At 70.6% G+C, this 23,913-nt stretch carries 15 protein-coding genes; 6 read left to right on the forward strand and 9 right to left on the reverse strand.

Annotation, left to right across the window (positions count from 1 at the left end; genetic code table 11):
* The first annotated feature begins 249 nt into the window (after positions 1-249).
* Positions 250-1,896, forward strand: a complete 1,647-nt coding sequence (aceB, locus tag VFZ09_RS44095; protein ID WP_414640800.1) for a malate synthase A — start codon at positions 250-252, stop codon at positions 1,894-1,896.
* Positions 1,897-1,972: 76 nt separating this feature from the next.
* Complete coding sequence (gene aceA / locus VFZ09_RS44100; protein ID WP_329733839.1) at positions 1,973-3,259, forward strand: isocitrate lyase; 1,287 nt, start codon at positions 1,973-1,975, stop codon at positions 3,257-3,259.
* Between the two features lie 64 nt (positions 3,260-3,323).
* On the opposite strand, the gene VFZ09_RS44105 is transcribed toward aceA, so the two are convergent.
* From VFZ09_RS44105 to VFZ09_RS44120, 4 genes are all read right to left on the reverse strand, one after another.
* On the reverse strand, positions 3,324-7,649 hold the full coding sequence (locus tag VFZ09_RS44105; RefSeq protein ID WP_329733840.1) for a kelch repeat-containing protein: 4,326 nt from the start codon (positions 7,647-7,649) through the stop codon (positions 3,324-3,326).
* Positions 7,650-7,875: 226 nt separating this feature from the next.
* Positions 7,876-8,670: a hypothetical protein gene (locus VFZ09_RS44110; RefSeq protein ID WP_329733841.1), complete on the reverse strand. Its 795-nt coding sequence runs from the start codon at positions 8,668-8,670 to the stop codon at positions 7,876-7,878.
* Positions 8,671-8,735: 65 nt separating this feature from the next.
* A complete protein-coding gene (locus VFZ09_RS44115) occupies positions 8,736-11,957 on the reverse strand; it encodes an AAA family ATPase (protein WP_329733842.1) in 3,222 nt (1,073 codons plus the stop codon).
* Positions 11,954-13,210, reverse strand: coding sequence for a DNA repair exonuclease (locus VFZ09_RS44120; protein ID WP_329733843.1), 1,257 nt, complete (start codon positions 13,208-13,210; stop codon positions 11,954-11,956). Before VFZ09_RS44120 ends, VFZ09_RS44115 begins: the two co-directional genes overlap by 4 nt.
* 188 nt (positions 13,211-13,398) lie before the next feature.
* Between VFZ09_RS44120 and VFZ09_RS44125 the strand changes: the two genes are divergently transcribed.
* Positions 13,399-16,875 carry a chitobiase/beta-hexosaminidase C-terminal domain-containing protein gene (locus VFZ09_RS44125; RefSeq protein ID WP_329733844.1) on the forward strand — a complete coding sequence of 1,159 codons (3,477 nt, stop codon included), beginning with the start codon at positions 13,399-13,401 and terminating at the stop codon, positions 16,873-16,875.
* 110 nt (positions 16,876-16,985) lie between these two features.
* Here the strand turns inward: VFZ09_RS44125 and VFZ09_RS44130 are convergent, their stop codons facing one another.
* Positions 16,986-18,266: a TIGR04013 family B12-binding domain/radical SAM domain-containing protein gene (locus VFZ09_RS44130; RefSeq protein WP_329733845.1), complete on the reverse strand. Its 1,281-nt coding sequence runs from the start codon at positions 18,264-18,266 to the stop codon at positions 16,986-16,988.
* Positions 18,267-18,465: 199 nt separating this feature from the next.
* Between VFZ09_RS44130 and VFZ09_RS44135 the strand changes: the two genes are divergently transcribed.
* On the forward strand, positions 18,466-18,882 hold the full coding sequence (locus VFZ09_RS44135; protein ID WP_329733846.1) for a hypothetical protein: 417 nt from the start codon (positions 18,466-18,468) through the stop codon (positions 18,880-18,882).
* Here the strand turns inward: VFZ09_RS44135 and mug are convergent, their stop codons facing one another.
* Positions 18,883-19,389 (reverse strand): G/U mismatch-specific DNA glycosylase, encoded by a 507-nt coding sequence (gene mug, locus VFZ09_RS44140; RefSeq protein ID WP_329733847.1) that lies wholly within the window; start codon positions 19,387-19,389, stop codon positions 18,883-18,885.
* A 188-nt stretch (positions 19,390-19,577) separates the two neighbouring features.
* Here mug and VFZ09_RS44145 point away from each other — a divergent pair, with 188 nt between their 5' ends.
* Positions 19,578-19,880 (forward strand): hypothetical protein, encoded by a 303-nt coding sequence (locus tag VFZ09_RS44145; protein ID WP_329733848.1) that lies wholly within the window; start codon positions 19,578-19,580, stop codon positions 19,878-19,880.
* Here VFZ09_RS44145 and VFZ09_RS44150 read toward each other — a convergent pair whose 3' ends face one another.
* Positions 19,881-21,398 (reverse strand): pyridoxal-dependent decarboxylase, encoded by a 1,518-nt coding sequence (locus VFZ09_RS44150; RefSeq protein ID WP_329733849.1) that lies wholly within the window; start codon positions 21,396-21,398, stop codon positions 19,881-19,883.
* A gap of 98 nt (positions 21,399-21,496) precedes the next feature.
* Positions 21,497-22,420 (reverse strand): polysaccharide lyase, encoded by a 924-nt coding sequence (locus VFZ09_RS44155; RefSeq protein WP_329733850.1) that lies wholly within the window; start codon positions 22,418-22,420, stop codon positions 21,497-21,499.
* Positions 22,421-22,729: 309 nt separating this feature from the next.
* Here VFZ09_RS44155 and VFZ09_RS44160 point away from each other — a divergent pair, with 309 nt between their 5' ends.
* The gene (locus VFZ09_RS44160; RefSeq protein WP_329733851.1) at positions 22,730-23,755 is read left to right on the forward strand and encodes an arginine N-succinyltransferase; all 1,026 of its coding nucleotides are present in this window, start codon (positions 22,730-22,732) and stop codon (positions 23,753-23,755) included.
* An 18-nt stretch (positions 23,756-23,773) separates the two neighbouring features.
* Here the strand turns inward: VFZ09_RS44160 and VFZ09_RS44165 are convergent.
* Positions 23,774-23,913, reverse strand: a 140-nt coding sequence (locus tag VFZ09_RS44165) for an Imm52 family immunity protein (protein WP_329728239.1), incomplete at its 5' end; no start/stop codon positions are given.

Here is a 23,913-nt window from a genome sequence, read left to right on the forward strand (position 1 = left end):
CCTCGTGGAGGCCCCATCCGCTCCGGCCTCTTCCCTCCCTACGCACCACCCCGGCCCCCATTGCACCGGGGCGCCCGGCCGCTCCCCACCGTTTTTCAAGCCGGTGAATTTACAAATTTAATCCCGGCTGTGTTGACACCCTTACAAATCTGTCGACTTTCAGCCACGGGGGCTTCACACTTCCTCGAAGCGGACACAGATTGGTGGCCGTCTACGCCTTTTACAACGCACCCCGTCAAGGAGCTTTGCATGGATGCGGCCGTTCCCTCCTCCCCCCACACGCAACGTCCCGAAGGACATGGGACCGTGGGACAGGGTGTCGCCCTCCGGGGGGCCTGGCATCCGGATTATGCCCCCATCCTCACGCCCGAGGCCCTGGAGTTCGTGGCGAAGCTGGCGCGCGCCTTCGGGGCCCGCCGCGAGGCCCTGCTGGAGCGGCGCAAGGCGGTGCAGGCCGCCTATGACCAGGGCGAGCGGCCCCACTTCCTCCCCGAGACGAAGGACATCCGGGAATCGGAGTGGACGGTGGCGCCCCTGCCCGCGGACCTGTTGGACCGGCGCGTGGAGATCACCGGCCCGGTGGACCGGAAGATGATCATCAACGCGCTCAACTCGGGGGCCAACGTCTTCATGGCGGACTTCGAGGACGCCAACAGCCCCACCTGGGACAACGTGGTGCGCGGGCAGCTCAACCTGCGCGACGCGGTGCGCGGCACCATCAGCTACACCGCCGAGAACGGCAAGCACTACGCGCTCCACGAGAAGACGGCCGTGCTCCTGGCCCGCCCGCGCGGCTGGCACCTGCTGGAGCGCCACCTGGAGGTGGACGGCAAGCCCGTGTCCGCCTCGCTCTTCGACTTCGGCCTCTACTTCTTCCACAACGCGCGCGCCCTGCTGGAGAAGGGCAGCGGCCCCTACTTCTACCTGCCCAAGATGGAGAGCCACCTGGAGGCCCGGCTGTGGAACGACGTGTTCCACCTGGCCCAGAGCGAGCTGGGCATCGCCCGCGGCTCCATCAAGGCCACCGTCCTCATCGAGACGCTGCCCGCCGCCTTCGAGATGGATGAAATCCTCTACGAGCTGCGCGAGCACTCGGCGGGGCTCAACTGCGGCCGCTGGGACTACATCTTCAGCTTCATCAAGAAGCTCCAGGCGGACCCCAGGTTCGTCCTGCCCGACCGCGGGCAGGTGACGATGGACAAGGCCTTCCTGCACAACTACTCGCTGCGCCTCATCCAGGTGTGCCACCGCCGCAACGTGCACGCCATGGGCGGCATGGCGGCCTTCATCCCCATCAAGGGAGACCCGGCCGCCAACGAGGCGGTGATGGCCAAGGTGCGCGCGGACAAGGAGCGCGAGGTGCGCGACGGCCACGACGGCACCTGGGTGGCCCACCCCGGCCTCGTCCCGGTGGCGCGCGCCATCTTCGACCAGCACATGCCCGGGCCCAATCAAATCGCCAGGAAGCGCCCGGACGTGCGCATCTCCGAGGCGGACCTCATCGCCATGCCCGAGGGCTCGCGCACCGAGGAGGGCCTGCGCCACAACATCCGCGTGGGCGTGCAGTACCTGGCCGCATGGCTCGGGGGCCTGGGCTGCGTGCCGCTCTACAACCTCATGGAGGACGCGGCCACCGCTGAAATCTCCCGCGCCCAGGTGTGGCAGTGGATCCACCACCGCATGCCCCTGGCCGACGGCAAACCCGTCACCCTGGAGCGCTTCCGCCAGGTGCTCGCCGAGGAGATGAAGCACGTGGAGGCCGAGGGCGCCACCGGGCGCTACGGCGCCGAGCGCATGAAGGAGGCGCGCGAGCTCTTCGAGAAGCTCTCCACCGCGCCCCGCTTCGAGGACTTCCTCACCCTGCCCGCCTACGAGGCCCTGATGACGCACGGCTGAGCGAGCGTGCCGCTACGACCCGAGACCACTTTCTCATCTCAACACTGGTTCATACCTATCGACTGAGGAGCCGACCATGTACGACGCCGTGACGACCACGAATGACGCCTCGCCCCACGCCAAGCTCCACGCTCAGCGCTTCGAGGGCATCACCCGCAACTACTCGCAGGCGGACGTCGAGAAGCTGCGCGGCTCCATCCGCATCAGCTACACGCTGGCGGAGATGGGCTCCCAGCGGCTGTGGGAGCTGCTCCACACCAAGGACTATGTGCACGCGCTCGGCGCGCTCACCGGCAACCAGGCCGTGCAGATGGTGCGCGCGGGCCTCGAGGCCATCTACCTCTCCGGCTGGCAGGTCGCCGCCGACGCCAACACCGCCGGGCAGATGTACCCGGACCAGAGCCTCTACCCGGTGGACAGCGTCCCCAACGTGGTGCGCCGTATCAACGCCGCCCTGCGCCGCGCGGATCAGATCGACTGCGCCGAGGGCAAGCGCGAGCGCTACTGGTTCGCCCCCATCATGGCCGACGCGGAGGCCGGCTTCGGCGGCCCGCTCAACGCCTATGAGCTGATGAAGTCGATGATTGAGGCGGGCGCCGCGGGCGTGCACTTCGAGGACCAGCTCGCGAGCGAGAAGAAGTGCGGCCACATGGGCGGCAAGGTGCTGGTGCCCACCCACAACTTCATCCGCACGCTGACGGCGGCGCGCCTGGCCGCGGACGTGATGGGCGTGCCCACCCTGCTGGTGGCCCGCACGGACGCCGACAGCGCCAAGCTGCTGATGAGCGACGCGGACGAGTACGACCACGCCTTCATCGACCGCAAGGCGGGCCGCTCGGCCGAGGGCTTCTACCGCCTCCAGGGCGGCCTGGAGTGCGCCATCGCCCGCGGCCTGGCCTACGCGCCCTACGCGGACCTCATCTGGTGCGAGACGAGCACCCCGGACCTCGACCAGGCCAGGAAGTTCGCCGAGGGCATCCACAAGAAGTTCCCCAACAAGCTCCTGGCCTACAACTGCTCGCCCTCCTTCAACTGGAGGAAGAACCTGGACGAGAAGACCATCGCCAGGTTCCAGCGCGAGCTGGGCGCCATGGGCTACAGGTTCCAGTTCGTCACGCTCGCCGGCTTCCACGCCCTCAACTACTCGATGTACGAGCTGGCCCGGAACTACAAGGACCGCGGCATGGCGGCCTACTCGGAGATGCAGCAGAAGGAGTTCGCCTCCGAGAAGGACGGCTACACCGCGACGCGCCACCAGCGCGAGGTGGGCACCGGCTACTTCGACAAGGTCGCCGAGGTCATCTCCGGCGGCTGCTCCAGCACGCTGGCGCTGAACGACTCCACCGAGGCCCACCAGTTCTGAGTGGCCCCGGCCGGGCTCCTCCCAAACCGCACCGCGTGGGTCTGGGAGGAGGGGCCAGGAAGCGCTACGGCACCGGCAGGTGGTAGCGCTCCACGGAGGTCTGGTCTCCCGTGCTGAAGCCGCCCAGCACGAGCACCTGGCCATCCGCGAGTTGCGCGACGGCCGGCTGGTAGCGGCTCACGCGCATGGACGTCGTGGACACCCAGGTGCCGCCGCACGGCTCGTACAGCTCGGCCGTGGAGAGGATGCCCGTCAGGTCGTCATAGCCGCCCAGGACGAGGACGAAACCCGAGGGCAACACGGCGGCCCCATGCATGCGGCGGGGCGAGGCCATGGCCCCCGTGGCGGAGAAGGTGCCCGCGGCCACGTCGTACAGCTCGGCCGAGCTGGCCGCCGCCTCGCGAGCGCCACCGGCCAGCAGCACGCGCCCGTCCTTCAGCAGCAGGGCGGTGTGCTGGCGGCGGGCCGCCGTCATCGTCCCCACGGCGCTCCAGGTGCCCGTGGCCACGTCATACACCTCGGCCGAGGCCAGCGGCCCGCCAGTGGGGGAGAGTCCTCCCGTCACCAGGACGCGCCCGCCGGGCAACGGGGTGGCGGTGTGCTGGACGCGTGCCACGGACAAGCTGCCGGTGGCCTGGAAGGTGCCCAGGGCCGGGTCATAGAGCTCGGCCAGCGCGCTCCCTCCGCCCACCACCAGCACCCGGCCGTCCGCCAGCGACGTCGCGGTGTGCTCGCGCCGGGCCACCCGCATGGAGCCGGTGGCGCTCCAGGCCCCCGTGGCCGGGTCATACACCTCGGCCGAGGTGTCCGGTGCGCCGCTCGCGCCCCCCGTCACCAGCACCCGGCCGTCCGCCAGGAGCGTCGCGGTGTGGGAGCGGCGGGTGGTGGCCGGGCTTCCCGTCTGGCTCCACCCATGGGTGGCCGGGTCATACACCTCCGCCGAGGCGGCGAAGCCGCCGGTGACGAGCACCCGCCCATCCGCCAGCCGGGTGGCGGTATGCAGCAGGCGGTGCGGGAGGAGGTGGCCCGCGTCCGTCCAGGTGGCCTGGAGTCCATCCACCGCGCGTGGGCTCACCCGCACCTGCCGGGTGGCGCTGGCGCGGTGGCCCAGGGGGTCCTCCACCTCGTAGGACAGGGAGTAGGTGCCCGGCCTCCAGGAGTCCACGCTTCCGGAGACGGCCACCTGCGAGGTGAGGCTGCCATGGCAGGCATCCCTGGCCACGTAGCCCGGCTCGACGAAGGGCTGCCCGCAGGCCAGCGCGTGCACGGAGGAGCCCTGGAGGGTGAGGGTGGGCGCCTGCGTGTCCACCGCCTTCACGGTGGTGGTGCAGGACACCTGGTGGCCCGCGGTGTCCGCCGCCGTGTACGTCACCCCGGTGGTGCTGCCCACCGGGAAGGAGCGGGGCCCCTCGATGAGGGGAGGCTGGCAGGAGTCCTGGGCCACCAGGGGCGGCTCGGGGAGCGTGGCGAGCCCGCGCCCGTTGCACTCCGCGGTGATGGAGGCCGGGCACTCGAGGGTGGGCGGCTCGTCATCCACCACGGTGACGGGGAAGAAGCAGCGGGCCTGGTTGCCGGAGGCGTCGATGGCCGTGCACTGCGCCTGCGTGGTGCCGGGCGGGAAGGTGGCTCCGGAGCCCGGGTAGCACGTCGTCGTGACGGCGCCGCAGTTGTCCTGGGCGGACGTCTCGTAGCTCACCGGCGCCCCGCCCTCCCTGCACACCAACTCGGGCACCTCCCCGGGGCAGGTGATGACCGGGGCCACCTCGTCCTTCACGGTGACGGAGGCCTCGCACCAGGAGGACAGGCCCCGCGAGTCGGTGCACGTCAGCCGCACGCGCTGGGTGCCCACGGTGTAGGGGCAGTCCGGCGTCTGCACACACGACAGCGTGTCTCCCTCGTCCGGATCATACGAGCCATCATCCACCGAGCCGCACCCCTCGCAGGACTCCCCGGTGCGCACGGTGATGTCGGTACAGCGGGCCTGGGGCGGACGGTTGACGCAGGTGGAGCCGCCGCAGCTCGGCCCATCCGCCGGGTCATCCCAGACGATTTGAATCGAGCTGCCCGCGGGCTTCTCCATCCCCTCGGTGAAGGCGAAGACCTGGATGTCGTTGCCGCAGGCCTCGAGCGGGACGGTGAAGGAGAAGGACGGCTCCCTTCCACAGTCCGTGCAGAGGGTGACCTCGGGTCCTCCGTTGAGCTGGTACCAGACGCGGTCCACCACGGCCGGGCCGCTCCTCACCACGCCGGAGACGGGGAGCGTGGACGCGCTGGCGCAGCCCGGAGGCGCGGTGAGGGTCACCGCCAGGGGCGGGACGATCTTCACGTCCTGGCCACACCCCAGCGTGAGCTGGACGGGCTGGAAGTTGGCGACGCTGATGGCCCCGCTGTCCGCGACCAGGGTGGCGCTGGGCGTGAGGGAGAAGCTGCCCTGCGGCAGGGTGAGGGAGACGGTGCCCCCCGGCTGCGCCATGGCGCGCCCGTCCGTCACCCAATCCCCGCCCAGGATGGCCGGGGTGCCGTAGAACCAGCCTCCCGAGCCGTAGGACACGGAGCGCCCCCTCCAGTCCACGCCCTCGAAGCCGCCCGAGAGGTCCACCCGGGGGTTGAAGAGGCGCCCGAGGCTGGCCGCGTAATACAGCGACACCTCGTTGTAGCAATACTCGTGGTCCACCCGGTGGCGCTGCTCGGGGGCCATGAGCCTGGCGTTGCCCTGGCGAGGGGAGTTGCCCTGCAGGCCATAGCGGTAGCGCTCTGGATCATACTGGCCCGGCCGCGTCTGGAAGTGCAGGTTGCGCTCGGACCAGAAGGACAGCACCAGCCCCTCCTGGGCCCACCACTGCGGCTCGTCGAAGGGGCTCACCAGCACCTGCTCATAGGTGGAACCCAGCTCGCCGGTGGTGGGGTCGAAATGGCCCGGGAAGCTGGTGGTGGAGCGCCCTCCCCCGCTGCTCACGGCGGTCACGTAGGTGGTATGCCACCCGGTGCTGTCCGGCCAGCCATCTCCATTGGCGTCGAAGTCCGCGTTGAAGTGCAGCGTCCGCAGGGTGTTGAAGCGCTCCGGCTGCTCCGCCGCGGTGGGGTTGGCCAGGCGCACCGAGCCGTAGAAGTGGGAGGGCCGCATCAGGTACGCGTGACGAAGCTCCCCGTCCACCTCCTTCGTCAACGGCGTGACCGCATCCGTGACGACGGGGTGGGAGTTGATGCCGGGCACATTCAACCACGTGAGCTCGCGCCCCCCGCGCAGCCAGGCCGAGCTGGAGAAGTTCCAGAGGCCCTCACTGGCCCGCGACAGCTTCCACCACGCCCCCGGGTCCGCCTCGGGCATGTCCTGGGGAATGACGGCCCTCCGGTGGAGGGGCCACGTGGCGTGGCTGGCGTTGACCTCGGAGCCGAGGGTCGGCTCGCCGGAGATCTGCCAGGGCCCCGTGAAGTCCCCATCCCTCGCCGCCACCGCGGGCTCCACGGGAATGCAGACGCGCGCCACCTGGTCACAGCCCACGCTCCACTCCAGCGCCCTGCGGACCACCAGGGTGATGGGGCCGCCGCGCGAATCCGTCCCCTGGACGTAGTAGTAGAAATGGCCCTTCCAGTTGGAGCCATCCGGGACGTACCCCGTGTACAGCTGGGGCCCGGACTCGTACACGGAGATGGGCAGGGAGCTGCCCTGGAAGATGGGCGAGCGCTCCTCGCACGTGTCGTCCGTGCCGAACTGGAACTGGACCACGCCGGTGCAGGCCTCCAGGGACACCTCCGTGGGCTCCGGCTGGAGGGAGCGCGGCTTCACCGTCGCGTACTGGGTGGGAAAGCCAATCATCCACCCCCGGTGGGCGTTGACGGCGTAGGAGACTCCCGCCTCGCCTCCCGCGCCGGCCTCCACCAGCATCTCGAAGGAGAAGCCCAGCGGGCTCGTGTCCTCGAAGGTGTACGCCGTGGACGAGTAGCCCGCCGGAGCGTAGCTGTAGGCGTTGGCGCCGAAGCCGTGGCGCCAGGGGTCGCTCCGCAGCAGCGCCAGGATTTCAGGATTGGTATTGGTGAGGCGAGCCGTCCCGCGCAGGACGTTGGCCGACAGCTCGACGGCGCCGGGAGAGGCCGCGGCCGCGGGAGCGGCCATGGGAGAGAGGCCCAGGGCCGGGGACCCGGCTCCCCGGAACGGCGCGGGCTCCCAGGGCGGAACGGCCGGCCCTCCAGCCCCCGCCGGGGGGGACAGCTCGGGCAACGGCGCTCCCTCGGGGAGGCTGGCCACGACCTCCTGCTCCGAGGTGATGGCCGCCCGCCATTGCTTCGGCCGCGCTCCCTCCCCTTCCTGCGAGGGCCGCGGGCTGCACGCCACCCATGCCAGACATCCCAACAACGTGAACCGGCGCAAGGCCGGTGATTCCATGCGCATCCAGGAGGCTCCAACCAACGGGTGAGGCCGCCACGCCAAGGCAATAAGCAAGCCACCTGGAACGTCCTCTCGTGGACAGCCCCTCCCACCTGCTCACGGCTGACTCCCGCTGGAGCCACCCGGCCCAGCCCGCTGCATCCCGGCGGATGCAGCGGATACGGCGGAGCGCTGGCACCGGCATGCGGGCGCGTTCCACCCGCATGCACGCCAGACACTCCACCAAGCGTCAGAAGCTGCCGCGCCAGCTGCCGCACAGCCAGCCCGTGCGGTTGCCGGCCTTGCCGCCGCCGTAATAGGCATCCACCGTCTGCTGCGACAGGCCCAGGTCGAAGAAGTTGGGATTGGCACCGATGCCGCCATTGCCACAGTAGCCCGCGCAGTAGCAGCCCAGCGGGCCGCCGGAGCCGCGGATGGCGGCGGGCACCACGCACGTCCAACCGGTATTCGCATTGGCCTGGAAGTACTGCTGGACCTGGCTCAGCGAGATGTTGGTGAAGATGTCGCCCTGGTAGGCGCCGATGGACCCATTGCCGCACGCCCAGCCGGTGCACACGCAGGCGCGCTTGCAGACATCGGCGACGGCGTAGGAGACCGACTTGAAGCTGCTGGTCCAGCAGGTGGTACGGGTGCCGGAGCTGTCGACGACCATGGGGTAGGCCTTCACCACCAGGTTGTGCGCGTAGCAGGAGGCACCCGACAGGCTGAAGGACCAGCCCCCGGACGACCCGAGGCGCTCCTCGGAGCTCTGCAGGACACCATCCACCGTGTACTCCAGCCGCACCCCGTTGGCCGGATAGGCCACCGCCCAGCTCCCACCTCCGGCCAGCACGCCCTCGTAGGTGCTCGCCCCATCGATGGTCACCGTGGTGACACTCGAGCCCGCGCACATCGCCGACTCGAGGGTGCCCTCCGGCGCCTCGGGAGCCAGGGCCTGTCCGGCCTCGGGGGGACCTCCACAGGCGGCCAGCAGGACACCGCACAGCAGGACGGAGAACGGGGCTCGAGTCTGTTCACGCAGCATGGGACTTTCCTCAGGCGCCAGGCCATGAATGGGAGGCCCCGATGATAACCAGGAGTGGAAAACAGTTAAACAGGGAGTACTGGTTTTCCAGGCAAGGCGGAAGAAAGCGGGGAAAGCGTACGGAGCGGGTCCGGCCTCGCCCCTGAGGGCCCCAGCTCCACCACCCGCGCGCCCTCCGCCTCGAAGCACTCGCGCATCCACGGGTGGCAGGTGAAGGCGATGACCTGGTGGTGCTCGGACAGGCGGGACAGCAGCTTCAGCGCTCCTCGCGTCCGCTCCAGGTCGAAGTTCACCAGGATGTCGTCCACGATGAGCGGCAACGCGCCCCGCGTCTCCCCGAAGTCCTGGATGACCGCCAGCCGGAACGCCAGGTAGAGCTGCTCCCGCGTTCCTCTCGAGAGCTGCTCCGCGCACCAGTCCCTCCGCGCATCGCTCACCCGGAGCTCGCGCTTGCCTCCCGCCGGGAGGAACACCCGCCGGTACCGGCCCGCCGTGAGCGCCGCGAAGTGCTCCGAGGCCAGCTGGATGACCCGAGGCTGCTGCTCCTCCTCGAAGCGTCTCCTCGCCCGGGACAGCAGCGCCAACGCCAGCCGATCCCTCGCGTACCTCGCCGCCAGCTCCGCCGCCCGCGCCCTCAGCCGTTCCTCCTGGATGCGCAACGCCGCCAGCGCCTCGTCCGTCTCCCAGCGCTCGAGCTGGCTCCGCGTCGAGCCGTACTCGGTGTGCAGCAGCTTGAGCTGTCTGGCACAGGCCGGCTCCTGCATCCGCAGCTGCCCCAGCTTCTCCTTCAGCTGCTCCTCGCCTCCCGCCGCCAGGATGGCCTCCCGCACCGCGGGCTCCTCCAGCCCCGTGGCCGCCTCGATGCGCCAGGTCAGCTCGCGCACGCGCCGGGTGAGCGCCTCGAAGTGCTCCGCCTGCCTCGCCCGCTGGCGGAACGTCTCCTCCGTGGTGCAGCCGCCCCGGGCCAGCAGCGCCGCCAGGGCCTGCTCCTCGGCCTCCCGGAGCCGGGTGAAGCGCGCCCTGTCCCCCGCCCACTCGTCCGCGCGGGCCCGCAGCGTCCGTGCCTCCGCGTCCCGGGCCTTCAGCTCCTCCAGCGCCGAGGCCACCCGGGCGGCCACCGCCTCCACCGGCCCCGTGGGCAGCCCCGCCGCCCGAGCCTCCTCCAGCAGCCGCGAGACGGCCGCGTCACAGGCCGCCTCGTCCGTGGCCAGGGCCCGCTCGTCCGCGCCCAGGTCCGCCAGCCGCTGCCGCTGCTCGGCCACGTCGCGCCACAGCGCCAGCGCCCGCTGCGGAGAGAGCTCCACGGGAAAGCCTCGCGCCTCCAACAGCCCGGCCAGCTCCGCCCGGAGCGTCCGCCCCCGCGCGTCCGCCCGCCGTCCCGCCAGCTCCGCCGCCTGTGCCTCGCGCACCACCCCGTCCCGCTCCGCCTCGCGCGCCTCACGCTCGCGCCCGAGGTGCTCCACCCGCTCGGCCTGCCGCAGGGCCTCCGCCAGCGCCGCCTCCGCTCCCGCGAGTCCCGCCGTCGAGGTCTCGGCGGTCACGCCCGCCTCGCTCAGGGCCGCCGCCAGCTCCCGCTCCAGCCCCAGCAACCGTCCCGACAGGGTGTCCAGCGACGACTGCAGCCGCGTCAGCTCCTGCGCACGCTGCCGCTGGCGCGCGGCGTGGGCCTCCACGTTCTCCCGGTGGCTCCTCACCGAGCGCATGTAGCCGAGCACCAACGGCACGATGAGCAGCAGCGCGCCCAGCAGGGCCATGGCGCCTTCCTTCGCGCCCCCCTGGAGCGCCAGCACGCCCACCCACACCACCGCCACGCCCGCGCCGATCAGCACCAGCCAGGGCGCGGGGGCCGCTCCAGGCTCCGGCTCGGCCTGCGCGCGCAGGGCCTGGAGCCGCTGTTGCAGCTCGGCCCGCTGTACCGCGACCTGCTCGCGCTCCACCTTCAGCAGCCTCGAGCGGCTCAGCGCCGCCTGCCGCTGGCGCAGCTCCGCCGCGGACACGTCCGGGAGCTTCGTGCGCTCCGCCTGCAGCCGCGCCAGGGAGGCCTCGATGCGCTCCCGCTCCACGCGCGCCCGCCCGAGCGCCACCTCCGCCTCGCGCCGCTCCGCCTCCGCCTTCGCCAACCGGTCCGCCAGGGACTCCAGCGTGCCTCGCGCCGCCGCCCCCAGCTCCAGCGCCAGCAGGCCCGCCGCGTCCACCTCCAGCCCCAGTCCTCCCAGCGCCTGCTCCACCTCTCGGCGTCTCGACTCCAGCGCCGCACGGCGGCCCGGCAACGCCCTCCACGGCTCGGCCCTCGCGGTGAACGCTCCCAGTGCCAGGCGCAGCGCCTCCTCGCGCTCCCGGACCGCGGAGGCCGCCGACAGCCGGGCCAGCTCGGCCCCCGCCGTGGACAACAACTCCTCCACCCGGGCCTGCTGCGCCCGCGCCTCCGTCCGCCGCAGGAGCAGCTCCTCCAGCCGCGCCTCTCCTCCCGGGGGGAAGGCCGACAACTCCGGCAGCAGGGCCAGCTCCGCCCTCAGCCTCGCCAGCTCCCCCAGGTCTCCGAGCGCCGCCTCCAGCCGGGACAGCCGCCCCAGCTCCCGGGAGATCTGCTCCTGGAGCGCCACCGCCTCCTCCTGCTGCCGCCCCAGCGACGCCAGGCGCTCGCGCTCATTGAAGTACTCCTCCGGCCTGTCCTTCAGCCCGTCCAGCTTCCCCCGCACCTCCTCCAGCTGCCGCAGCACCTGGTTGAGCTCGGGGTTCTTCCCGCTCACCTTGAAGAGCTCACCGGCGCGCTTCTCCAGGTGCTTCTCCACCTCCGGCAGCCGGCGCGCTCCCCGCAGTCCGGCGGCGAAGAGCGCCCGCGAGACGCCATCCTCCTCCACCAGCTGCTCGAAGCTGGAGAGCTCGTCCAGGCTGAAGGCGAACACCTCGCAGAACAGCTCCCGCGACACGTGCGCCAGCGCCTCGTCCAGCCGCGAGGCGAGCAGCTCGTGCCCCTCCGGGCTCAGCACCGTCACCGCCGCCTTGCCCTTCCTGTCCGCCACGCGGCGCACCACCAGCGGGCCCGCCCCCGAGCGCATCCACAGCTCGCCCCCATGGGGCCCCGCCTCCGGCTCGTACCGGGACTCCGAGCGGCCCCGCTTCTCGAAGCCGAACAACATGCCGCGGATGAACGCGAGCAGCGTGCTCTTGCCCGCCTCGTTCGGCCCGTACAGCAGGTTGAGCCCCGGCCCCAGCTCCAGCTCGTACCCGGAGAAGTGGCCGAAGCCGTGCACCTTCAGCACGTCGATGCGCAGGGCCCCGCTCACGCCGCGTCCTCCTCGTGCAGCTGCTCCACCACCTGCCATCCCGCCTGCTCCACCAGCTCCGGCCTCGGGTTCTCCAGGGCGTCCACGCCCAGCCGCCGCAAGCGCTGCCCGAGCGCCCTCAGCTCCGCGTCCTCCGCCCACAACGCCGTCAACGCCTCCGGCTCCGCCACCAGCGCCTCGGCCTCCGCCAGCAGCGTCCCGGAGAACCCGCCCGACAGGCGCACCGTCTCGAGGTCCAGCTCGGGCCGGCTCGCGTCGCGCAGGGACTCCAGCAACACCGGCGGGTGACGCTGGGCGAGCTGCTCGCGCAACTCCGTCTCCAACTGTCCGAGCGCCTCCGGCCGCGACAGCTCGCGGTGCAGCGGCCCCCGGCCCGTGAGCGTGAGGCGCACCGCGTGGCCCTCCAGCTCGTCCGGGCAGCTCGCGTCCACCTGCTCCGTCACCGCGGCCAGCAGCCCATCCAGCGACCCGAGCCCCGTGAGCCCCACCTCCAGCCGATGCCAGCGCACCCGGTCCACCGGAACGAAGCGGCGCCGCGTCCTCCCCTCCTCCACCTCCACCAGCACGCAGCCGCGCTCGCCCGGCTCGTTCACGTGCCGCCCCTGCGGGTTGCCCGGGTACACGGCCACCGCGCCTCCCGCGAGCAGGTACTCGGCGCGCGTGTGCACGTGGCCCAGCGCCCAGTAGTCCAGGCCCCCTGCGCTCAGGTCCTCCACCGTGCAGGGCGCGTAGTTGGCGTGCCCCTCCACTCCGCCCAGGTTCGCGTGCAGCAGCCCCACCGTGAAGTCCGGCGCCGTCCGGCGGAAGCGCGCCGACAGGTTCTCGCGCATCTCCGCCTCGGGATAGGACAGGCCCTGCACCCGGCACAGCACCCGCCCCTCGCGCCGCACCTCCACCTCTTCCCAGTCCGCGCCGAACACCTTCACCGAGTCCGGCAGCCCGAGCGCTCCCGTGTCCCCGCTCAGCGGATCATGGTTGCCGTGGACGATGAAGCTCTGGATGCCCGCCAGGTGCAGCCGCTCCAGCTCGCGCCGCAGCGCCAGCCGCGCACGCACCGAGCGATCCTTCGCATCGAAGAGGTCCCCCGCGAGCACCAGGAAGGCCACGTGCTCGCGCAGGCACACGTCCACGATGCGCGAGAAGGCCCGGAAGGTGGCCTGCTGGAAGGTGCCCGTCAGTCCCGAGTCCGCGGGCACGCCGCGGAAGGGAGTATCCAGGTGCAGATCGGCGGCATGGACGAACTTGAAGCGCATCGCGGCCACGCACAGTAGCCGCCCTGGACGCGCGCACCAGAAACCCGAGTTCCCGACCCAGCGGGAATTACCGAGCGGGATTTTCGGGAGTTCGCCCGCTTGTCACGCACCACACGGGCGGCAACTTGCGACGCGGTGTCGGCCAGTGAAAGGCTTCGCCCGCTTTCATCCCCGACACCGGAGTATTGATGCACCCCACCGCTTCCTGGTCGAGCCGGCTCGTCCTGGCTCTGCTCGCGCTCCAGTTCGCGAGCGCGTGTGACCCCAAACCGCCCCCGCCCCCGCCTGCCCCGGATACGGCGCCTCCGTCGACCCGGGCCACGCCGAGCGGAGGAACCTTCAAGACGAACGTCTCCGTGACGCTGCTGTGCGAGGACGGCACGGGCAGTGGCTGCGACGCCACGTACTACACCACCGACGGCTCCGCGCCTTCCGCGAACTCGACGCGCTACTCGGCGCCGGTGGTGATCAGCCAGAACACCCCGCTGAAGTTCTTCTCCGTGGACAAGTCGGGCAACGCGGAGAGCGTCCAGAGCCAGTCCTTCGTGGTGGACACGGTGGCGCCCACCACCACGGCCACCCCACCGGGCAGCATCTACTACAGCGCGCAGAGCGTCGAGCTCACGTGCAATGACGGCACGGGCACCGGCTGCGCGGCCACCTACTACACCCTGGATGGCATCGAGCCCACCGCGAGCTCGCCGCGCTACACCACGGCCCTCGCCATCGCCACCAGCACCACGCTGAAGTTCTTCTCCGTGGACAACGCCGGCAACGCGGAGCTCGTGCAGACGGCGAACTACGCCATCAACTCGGCGATTCCGGCGGTCTCCGCGACGCCCGCGGGCGGCTCCTTCCGCGGCCCGCAGAGCGTCACCCTGAACTGCGACCCAGGCGCCAGCAGTGCCACCTGCGAGGCCATCTACTACACCACCGATGGGAGCACGCCGAGCACGAGCTCGGCCACGTACTCCGCGCCCATCACCGTGGATGCCGCCACCACCACCCTCCAGTTCTTCGCGAGGAACTCGCTGGGCAACTCGAGCCCCATCCGCACCGAGACCTACCGGATCGACGGGGTGGCCCCCACGACGACGGCCATCCCCTCGGGCCGCGCCTACAAGGAGAACCAGTCCGTCACGCTGTTGTGCGAGGACGGCACGGGCACCGGCTGCACCGCCACGTACTACACGCTGGATGGCAGCACGCCCACGCGTACCTCCAGCACGTACTCCGCCGCGCTCTCCATCTCCGCCGACACCACGCTCAAGTTCTTCTCCGTGGACGCGGCCGGCAACGAGGAGCCCGTGCGGACCGAGACGTACGTCATCGACACGGTGAAGCCCACCGTCGCCGCGGCTCCCGCGGGCGGCTTCTACCGCTCCGCGCGGGACATCACCCTCACCTGCACCGACAACACCGGGGGCAGCGGGTGCGGCGCCATCCACTACACCACCAACGGCAGCACGCCGGACACGGGCTCCACCGAGTACACCGCGCCCATCACCCTCTCCGCCGACACCACGCTCAAGTTCGTGGCGGTGGACAAGGTCGGCAACGAGAGCGCCGTGCAGACGGAGGTGTACACCTTCGACGCGGAGGCGCCCACCACCACGGCCTCGCCCACGAGCGGCACGTACCGCACCCGGCAGACCATCTCCCTGACCTGCGCCGACTCCGGCCCCAGCGGGTGCGAGGGGACGTACTACACGCTCGACGGCAGCACGCCCACCACCAGCTCGACGCTCTACACCGGCCCCTTCACCCTCCTGGCCGACACCACGCTGAAGTTCTTCTCCGTGGACAAGGCGGGCAACGAGGAGACGGCTCGGACCGAGACGTATGTCTTCGATCTCGACACGACGGCGCCCACCACCACCGTCACCCCGGCGGGTGGGCTGTACACCTCCGCGCAGAGCGTCACCCTGGCCTGCGCCGATGATGCCCGCGGCATCGGGTGCGCGGACACGTACTACACGCTCAACGGCAGCACGCCGACCACGAGCTCCACGCGCTACACCGGCCCCCTCTCCCTCACCGCCAACACCACGCTGAAGTTCTTCTCCGTGGACAAGGCCAACAACGAGGAGAGCGTGCGGACCGAGACGTACATCATCGCCACTCCGGCCAACGTCTCGGCGCAGATCGCCACCATCCGCGCCAGGGCGAACGGCGCCATCAGTGACTTCATCGACTACGCGCTCGTCACCTATACGAAGCCGCTCACGGGCAGCTCCGATCCCGCGGGCTTCTTCCTCCAGTCCGAGAAGAGCGGCCCGGCGCTCTTCGTCGCGGTGGACCCCACCACGCTCAGCCCGGCGCCCAAGGTGGGCGACCGCGTGCGCATCCGCGCCACCGAGAAGGCGACGGCCAACGGGCTGGTGCAGGTCACCAGGCTCGACACCTTCACCGTGCACGCCAGCGGGGAGGAGGTCGAGTCCCTCGTCAGCGACGTGAGCAACGTCGACCTCGTGGCCAATCTGGACGCCTACGAGAGCGAGCTCATCTCCGTCAACGGCACCGTGGCCAGCACCTTCGGCACGGCCAGCGCCGGCCACGTCTCGGCGAGCTTCGTGACCCTGGGCAACTCCACCGTCAGTACCAACCTCAGACTGCGCCTGACCAACGCGGTGCAAGATGCGCTCGACGTGGCGCAGGACTGCTCCGTCAGCACCCGAGCGCCGCTGTGGCGGTTCAGCGCACAAGCCCAGCCTTCCGCCTGGGCGAACAGCGACCTCACCCTCCTGTCGTGCCCCGCCCCCAAGGTGACGAGCGCGGCGGCCACCAGCAGCTCGAGCGTCGTCGTGAACTTCGACCGGCGTATCGATCCGGCCAGCGTGCTCGCCGACGGCAGCCAGTTCACCCTCGACAATGGTCTGGTGGCCTCGTCCGCCACCGTATCGGGCCGTCAGGTCCAGCTCACCACCACCCCGCAGGTGGTGGGTACGTCCTACAAGGTGACAGTGGCCTCCAGCGTGAAGGACACCCTGGGCAGCAGCGTCAGCGCGACGGCCAACAGCGCTACCTTCGATGGCTACGTGAAGCCCGCCAGGCTCCTCATCAACGAGGTGAATCCCAACATCTCGGGCGGCAAGGACCTGCTCGAGTTGCTCGTGCTGGAGGGAGGCTCGGTCAACAAGATGACCGTGACCGTCGACGGCACCGCCACTCCGGTGGCCACGATGCCCAACGTCCAGGTGGAGACGGGCGACATCATCGTGGTGCACTTCGCTCCGGCGGCAGGCGATGTCTCGGAGACGACCGCGAAGGATCAAATCAAGGCCTCGTCCTATTACGACACGGCCTGGGACTTCATCGGGGGCTCGTCGGGCCTCACCTTCTCGCACCGCGTGCTTCGGGTGAGGGACTCGGCGAACATCACCGTGGATGCCGTCCCGTTCGTGGTCTCCACCAGCACGTCTCCTCCGAGCGCCTTCCCGGGTCAGCTGCAGACCCTGCAGGGTGAGGGACTCTGGTTCCCCGCCAACTGCGGAGGGGACCCGTGCTCGACCAACACCGCTGCCGTGAGCGTCTCCGTGGACTATGCCAGTGCTGGAACCTCCGCCACCGGCAAGTCGGTGCAGCGGAAGGCCGGAGAGAACACGCGCCAGAAGAGCGATTGGGTTGTCGCGAACACCCCCTCGTTCGGCGTGCCCAACCCGTAGTCCGCAGCATCCGCGTGGGAGGGGCCGGTCACTCCGGCTCCTCCCGCGTCCCAGGGGAAGACCCTCACCCCAGCCCTCTCCCAGGGGGAGAGGGAGCAGGGCGGGTCACCTCACCGCCTCGGCTGGCGCCTCGCGGCGATTCCGTTCGCCAGCGACACCTGCTGCTTCCAGTGACCGTACAGCCGGCCTTGTGACGCCAGCCGGTCCAGCTCCTTGCGCGTCTCCTCATCCACCGAGCCCGGTGGGGCATCGCGGTACGGCGTTCCCGGCAGCGGCATGAACGTGTGCCCGTGCACCTTCGCCCCCAGCTCCGACAACCGCCGAATCAGCGCCAGCGTCGCCCGCACGTCCTCCGGCGCCTCCCCCGGCAGCCCGAGGATGAAGTCCACGTTCGGCACGAAGCCCGCCTCCACCGCCAGGCTCGCCGCCCTCACCACCGTCTCCACGTCGTGCCCCCGGCGGCTCGCCTGCAGAATCCGCTCGCTCCCCGACTGGCCTCCGATGATGAGGTTGTCGTTGTGCACGTAGCGCTTGAGCAGCGCCAGTGACTCCGGCGTCACGTGCTCCGGCCTCACCTCCGAGGGGAACGTCCCGTAGAACACCCGCCCCCCGGGGCTCATCGCCTCGTGCACCGCCGCCAGCAGCCGCTCCACCGCCTCCAGGTTCATCGTCTCGTCCGACGTGCCGTACGACATGGACGTCGGCGTGATGAAGCGCACGTCCCGCTTCCCCGCCTCTCTCAGCACCCGCGTCCACCGCGCGATGTTCTCCACGCTCCGATGCCGGAACCGCGCCTTGTTCAAGAATGGCGTCTGGCAGAACCGGCACGCGTAGATGCAGCCCCGGGTAATTTCAATGGCCCCGAACATCCCGTGCCTCGCCGCGAACGGCGGGTACGTGTCCAGCACCACGCCCTCCCCGCGCCCCTGCGACACCACCTTCCCGTCCACCAGCCGCGACATCCCCCGCGTCTGCCTCGGGTCCTCGTCCCGCACCAGCCGGCCGAGCAGCTCCAGCAGCACGGGCTCCCCCTCGCCCACCGCCACCAGGTCGAACCCGCCCCGCAGCGTCTGCTCCGTCTCCGCCGTGGCATGCACCCCGCCCGCGATGCACAGCACCTCGCGGCCCTCCAGCCGCTCGCGCAGCCACGCCAGCTCCTCCACCGCCCCGGGGAAGCTCGCCGAGTAGAACGACCACGCCACCACCACCCGGTAGCCCGCATCGTGACACTCGCGCACCGCGGCCAGCAGCGACTCCCTGTCTCTCGGGAAGCGCAGGGCCACGTCCTGCCCCACCGGGTCCGCCTCCACCGCCCCCGCCAGCACGGTGAGCGCGTACTTGCCCGGGTACTGGTAGCTCAGCACCAGCGCGACCTTGTTCTTCGACGCCATTTCCCCTGAAAACCAACACGGCCCCCCCTACGTCAAGGGGCCGCCCGCCCGCTCCTCGGCGCTCCGGCCGGGCGACTCCGCTTCGTGCCGCTGCTCCGGGGTACAACCACAGGTGCTCCAGCGCCGCGATGGACGAGTCCGGGTGTCCCCGCCGCGATCTCCGGCTACAATGCGCCACCACTGCCGGGGGGACACGCACATGGCGGAACAGAAGCAGGAGTGGTCGTTCGGCAAGCATCGCATCTGGCTCGAGCCGCCGGACGTCCTGGTGGTGAAGTACGACGGAGACGTGCGCCTCGAGGATGCCCGGCGCGCCATGGAGATCTTCCAGGAGGTGGGCTCGCGGACGCCCTTCCACGCGCTCATCCACTTCGGCGAGGCGGACATGGACAAGGACGCCCGCGCTCACATGATGCAGCAGGCCCGCGCGGAGTGGTTCAAGGGCATCGTCGGCGTGGGCGGCAACATGGTCCAGCGCGCCATCTCCAAGAGCATGATGGTGGCCCTCTACATCACCGGGAAGTGGCCCGTGGAGTCCGACTTCGTCGAGACCGAGGCGCAGGCGCGCGCCGCCATCACCCGGCAGCGCTCCAAACGGTTGAACAGCGCCGCGTAGCTACGTGCGGGTGCGCTCCACGGCCAGCCGCAGCTCGCGGAACAGCCGGGCCAGGTCCTGGGGCCGGTAGTGCGCATTCAGGCCGCTCGGGTTGGGGAGCACCCAGACGCGCGTGCCGCCCAGCCTCTTCGGCTGCGCCCCCAGCGAGGCCTTGGGGTGTCCGAAGGCCGTGCGCCAGGCGCCGATTCCCAGCACCGCCAGACACCGGGGACGGTAGCGCCGCACCTTCGCCTCCAGCTGACGCCCGCCCGCGGCGAGCTCCTCCGCCGTCAGCACGTCCGCGGACACGGTGGCCCGGTCCACCACGTTGGTGATGCCGTAGCCGAGCGCGAGCAGCGCCTCCTGCTCGGAGGGCGCCAGCAGCCGGTCCGTGAAGCCCGAGGCATGCAGCGCGGGCCAGAAGCGGTTGCCCGGCCGCGCGAAGTGGTAGCCCACCACGGCCGAGTACACGCTGGGGTTGATGCCACAGAAGAGGACCTTCAGCCCGGGGGCGAGGAGGTCCGGCATGTGGCGCCCCACCGCGGCGAGCAGCTCGTCCTTCGTGGGCCTGCGAGGTGACTTCAGGCGTTCCTCCCGTGGGCTGAACCTATACCGTCTCCCCCGCCGGGGCATCCCCTCCGAATGGTGCACCGGTGGACGGCGGCCCTCCCCCCGGGCCCCCTCCCCTGCCCGGCGGGCGGCTACAGTCTTCCCCCATGCGCTCCCTCGATATGAAGCACGGGCCCATCGCCTCCGTGTTGATCGCCGACGAGCTCGCCTCTCCCCAGAGTGACAGCCTGGACGTCGTGGTCCGCCTCCAGGACGGCCGGCGCTTCGGGCTCACCCTCTTCACGCTCGAGCACCTGCGGCGCCAGCTCGGCACGGCGCTCTCCTTCGTCACCCCCCGGATGCTCCTCGTGAAAGACTTCTCCGACGAGGCCATCCTCGACGCGGTGCGCTCGGCCATGAGCCAGGACTTCGAGCGGCTCGGCGTGCTGCAGCCGCTCATCAACCAGTAGTCACGCGCCCTTCGCGAGCGCCGCGAGCTGCTCCCACACCGCGCGCACGTGGCGCTCCTCGGTGCGCGCGGAGCCGATGGCCATGCGCAGCACGTAGCGCGCGGGCGCTCCGTCCACCCCGGGCAGCACCGTGTGGGTGAGGAAGGCCTTGCCGCTCGCGTTGAGCCGCTCCAGCAACTGGCGGTTGCGCGCGTCCGTGGCCGCGGGCTCCTCGCCGGGCGCCGGCCGCAGCCGGAAGCACACCAGGGCCAGCGAGCGCGGCGTGGCCAGCTCGAAGCGCTCGTCCGCCTGCACCCAGGAGGCGAAGCGCTCGGCCTGCCGCACGTGCTCGCGGATGTAGGCCCGCAGCCCCTTGGCCCCGTAGTGGCGCAGCACGAACCACAGCTTGAGCGCCCGGAAGCGGCGGCCGAGCGGCACCTGCCAGTCCCGGTAGTCGATGACCGCGCCGCTCGCGGTGGCCGCGTTGCGCAGGTACTCGGGCATGACGCTCAGCGCGTCCAGCAGGGCCTTGCGCTCGCGCGTGTAGAAGGCGTTGCAGTCGAAGTTGGTGAGCAGCCACTTGTGCGGGTTGAAGGCGAAGGAGTCCACGGACTCCAGGCCCTCCAGCATGGCGCGGTGCTCGGGGCAGACGAGCGCCGAGCCCGCCCACGCCGCGTCCACGTGCAGCCAGCCGCCCGCCGCGGTGACGCCCGTGCGCTCCAGCACGCCGGCAATGGCGCGCACCGGGTCCATGGCGCCCGAGGAGGTGGTGCCCAGCGACGCGCACACGAAGAAGGGCTGGCGGCCCGCGGCGAGGTCCTCGCGGATGGCCTTCTCCAGCACCTCGGGGCGCAGGGCGTACACGCCGTCCGTGCCGAGCTGGCGCAGGTGGACGTCGTCCGACACGCTCCGCGCCACACCGCACAGCATGGCCGCCTTGAGCACGGACGAGTGCGCCTGCGTGGAGGTATAGGCCACCAGCTCCGCGTCCCGGCCGAGCTCGCGCCGCACCCGCTCGCGCGCGGCGACCATGGCCACCAGGGTGGCCTCGCTGGCGGTGCCCTGGATGACACCACCGCCCGTGCCCGAGTCCGAGCGGAAGGAGGCCGGCAGCCCGGTCAGCTCGGCCAGCCAGTCGAGCACGCGCGTCTCCATCTCGGTGGCGGCGGGGCTGGTGGACCAGAGCATGCCCTGCACCCCCAGGCCCGCGGACAGCAGCTCGCCGAGCACCGCCGGCCCCGAGGCGTTGGCGGGGAAGTAGGCGAAGAAGGAGGGAGACTGCCAGTGGGTGAGCCCGGGCAGCACCACGTCCTCGAGGTCCTTGAAGATGGCCTCCCAGCCCGCGTCTCCGCCCAGCCCCTCCTCGGGCGGGTGCGCGGGGAGCTTCGCCATGACCTCGCCCGGAGCCACCGCCGAGCGCACCGGGAAGGACTCCAGCCGGGACCAGTAGTCGGCGATCCAATCCACCATCCGGTGGCCCAGCTTCCGGAACTCCTCGGGGCTCAGGTGGGGCACCGCCCCTTCACGCGCGTCGCTCATCTCGAGTCTCCTCTCGGGGTGGCCTCTCATACGACGGCCCTTCGGACACGGGTAGCGCCGATTACTTCTCCCTCTCCCCTCGGGAGAGGGGAAATTGTTCAGCGCCGCCGGGCGCGATGCAGCAGGCCGCCGAGTCCCAGCAGCGCCATCACCCACAGGGGCCCGCCCGCGCTCGAGCAACCCACGTGCATGGGCGCCTCCTCGAACGTCGGCGGGGTGGCACCGGTATCCGGCACCGGTGAGCTGGGCACGATGGGCGGCGTTTCCCCTTCCGGCGTGGTGCCCGCGTCCGGCGTGCCCGCGTCCGGCGTAGGCGGAGCCACTGGCGGCAGCACGTCCTCCAGCCGCGTCCCCTGCACGAAACCGTCGTGGTACACGACGCCCACGGGCTGCACGGTGTCGCTGCGGTACAGGCCCAGCTTCAGGTAGATGCCATCGCCCGGGTACATCGTCGCGTGCGCGTACCGCGACAGCACGCGCTGGCCGTTGTGCCACAGCTCGATGAAGCCCACCGATGGATCCGGCGACCACTTCACGTGGAAGATGAAGTCCTGCCACTGCCCGCGCACCAGCGCCGTCTTCCACGGCGTCACGCTGTCCGTGAGCGTCAGCCGGAGCTCTTCGCCGTAGACGAAGAACTCCACCGGCGGCGAGCCGCAGCACCCGGTGTGGTGCCACTGCGTGAAGAGCTGCCACGTCTTCACGCTCGGGTAGTCCAGCGGGAACAGCACCTGCCAGCGGTAGTAGTACTCCGAGCCCTCCTTCTCGTCACCCTGGTAGACGAGCTCGTTGCGGTTGCCGCTCGAGTTGATGGGGTCATCCCCCTGCATCACCGTGGCCTTGAGCGCGTAACGCCCCTGGAACACCGGCGACTGCACCACCTGGAGCCGAGCCGCGCTCACCTGCTGGGCGCGCGTGTACTGGGAGCTGTTGCCCGTCTCGAAGTCCCCCCGCCACACGACGTCGGCCCGCGCCAACCCCGGCATCAGGATGGCGAGCAGTGAAACCAGCAGTGCTCTCAAGGCGCCCTCTCTCATGTTTGACACCCAACGGCGAGCGCCACGCTCCCACGTTCCTCCTTTATTTCAAGCGGCTGTTATTTCTTTTACCTTGACAGCCTGGCGGGCGGACAAGGAAGCGGTTGTCCCTCGGAAACAGCCCTTTTCCGAGGTGGATGGGTTTGGGCGAACCGGGCAGCCAGCCGGGCAGGCGGCCCATGCGACGCGGCGCGTCGAGGCGGGGGGACAGACGAGCGGCTGACGGAGTACCCGGGTGGTGTATGGTGCCCCCCCTCTGCGGTCCCCCATGCGAGGGGTGATCCGGGTGCTCCCATGCTCGTCCTGCGCGATGTCCAGAAGACCGACCTGCCCGGCCTGAAGCGGCTCGCCGCGGTGCTCAACACCGTCAACCTGCCCAACAACGAGGAGACGCTCGCGGCCATCATCGACAAGTCCGTGAAGAGCTTCGCGGGCAAGGTGAAGAATCCCTTCGAGCGCGAGTACCTCTTCGTCCTGGAGGACGTGCGCAACGAGCTCATCATCGGCACGTCGATGATCATCGCGCAGCACGGCACCTACGAGGCGCCGCACACCTACTACGACGTCTCCGAGCGCGAGCACTACTCGGCCACCATCGGCCGGCACTTCCGGCACAAGGTGCTGTCCATCGGCTACAACTACGAGGGCCCCACGGAGATCGGCGGCCTGGTGGTGGACCCCCCCTACCGCGCCACGCCGGACAAGCCCGGCAAGCAGCTGTCCTACGTGCGATTCCTCTTCATGGCCATGCACAAGCGGCTCTTCCGGCCCAAGGTGCTCGCCGAGCTGCTGCCGCCGCTGCTGCCCGATGGGCGCAGCCTCCTGTGGGAGGCGTGCGGCAAGAAGTTCACCGGCCTCACCTACCACGAGGCGGATCGCCTCAGCCGGCAGAACAAGGAGTTCATCAAGGAGCTGTTCCCCAACTCGGACATCTACGCGTCGCTCTTCCCCGAGCGCGTGCAGAAGGTGCTCGGCGAGGTGGGCCCCAACACCAAGGGCGTGCAGCGGATGCTGGAGCGCGTGGGCTTCCGCTACGTGGAGCGAATCGATCCGTTCGACGGGGGCCCGCACTTCGAGGCCAACCTGTCGGACATCACCCTGGTGCGCCGCTACCGCTCCCTGAAGCTGGCCGAGCAGGACTTCGACATGGAGGGCGACGACGTGCTCGTGGCCTACGAGCACGAGTCGGGGCGCAACCGCTTCCGTTCCGTTCGCACCACGGCGCGGCTGGACGACAAGAACGCCTACCTGCCGGCGAAGGCCAAGGAGCTGCTGGAGGCTCCGGCGGGCGCGAAGTTGTCCGTGATTCCCTTCGACTGAGCGGAGGCTCCGCCGGAGTCACTCGCTGGCGGGCCGGGGCTCGGGGCGTTCGATGAGGCCCGCCCGGTCGAGCAGCTCGCGCACGCGGGCGGTGAAGGCCACGTGCTCGGGGTTGCTGGCCGTCATGGGCTCGGGGGAGAGCACGAGGAGCCAGCCCA

This window comes from Archangium sp. (genome assembly GCF_036277355.1).
In the GTDB taxonomy this organism is placed as follows: Bacteria; Myxococcota; Myxococcia; order Myxococcales; family Myxococcaceae; genus Archangium.

What these genes read in the sequence shown, in the direction of transcription:
- VFZ09_RS44105 (WP_329733840.1), bottom strand. Translation starts at nt 7,649, where the DNA reads ATGCGCATGGAATCACCGGCCTTGCGCCGGTTCACGTTGTTGGGATGT.
- VFZ09_RS44110 (WP_329733841.1), bottom strand. Translation starts at nt 8,670, where the DNA reads ATGCTGCGTGAACAGACTCGAGCCCCGTTCTCCGTCCTGCTGTGCGGT.
- VFZ09_RS44130 (WP_329733845.1), bottom strand. Translation starts at nt 18,266, where the DNA reads ATGGCGTCGAAGAACAAGGTCGCGCTGGTGCTGAGCTACCAGTACCCG.
- VFZ09_RS44135 (WP_329733846.1), top strand. Translation starts at nt 18,466, where the DNA reads ATGGCGGAACAGAAGCAGGAGTGGTCGTTCGGCAAGCATCGCATCTGG.
- VFZ09_RS44145 (WP_329733848.1), top strand. Translation starts at nt 19,578, where the DNA reads ATGCGCTCCCTCGATATGAAGCACGGGCCCATCGCCTCCGTGTTGATC.
- VFZ09_RS44125 (WP_329733844.1), top strand. Translation starts at nt 13,399, where the DNA reads ATGCACCCCACCGCTTCCTGGTCGAGCCGGCTCGTCCTGGCTCTGCTC.
- VFZ09_RS44150 (WP_329733849.1), bottom strand. Translation starts at nt 21,398, where the DNA reads ATGAGCGACGCGCGTGAAGGGGCGGTGCCCCACCTGAGCCCCGAGGAG.
- VFZ09_RS44160 (WP_329733851.1), top strand. Translation starts at nt 22,730, where the DNA reads ATGCTCGTCCTGCGCGATGTCCAGAAGACCGACCTGCCCGGCCTGAAG.
- mug (WP_329733847.1), bottom strand. Translation starts at nt 19,389, where the DNA reads ATGCCGGACCTCCTCGCCCCCGGGCTGAAGGTCCTCTTCTGTGGCATC.
- aceB (WP_414640800.1), top strand. Translation starts at nt 250, where the DNA reads ATGGATGCGGCCGTTCCCTCCTCCCCCCACACGCAACGTCCCGAAGGA.
- VFZ09_RS44120 (WP_329733843.1), bottom strand. Translation starts at nt 13,210, where the DNA reads ATGCGCTTCAAGTTCGTCCATGCCGCCGATCTGCACCTGGATACTCCC.
- aceA (WP_329733839.1), top strand. Translation starts at nt 1,973, where the DNA reads ATGTACGACGCCGTGACGACCACGAATGACGCCTCGCCCCACGCCAAG.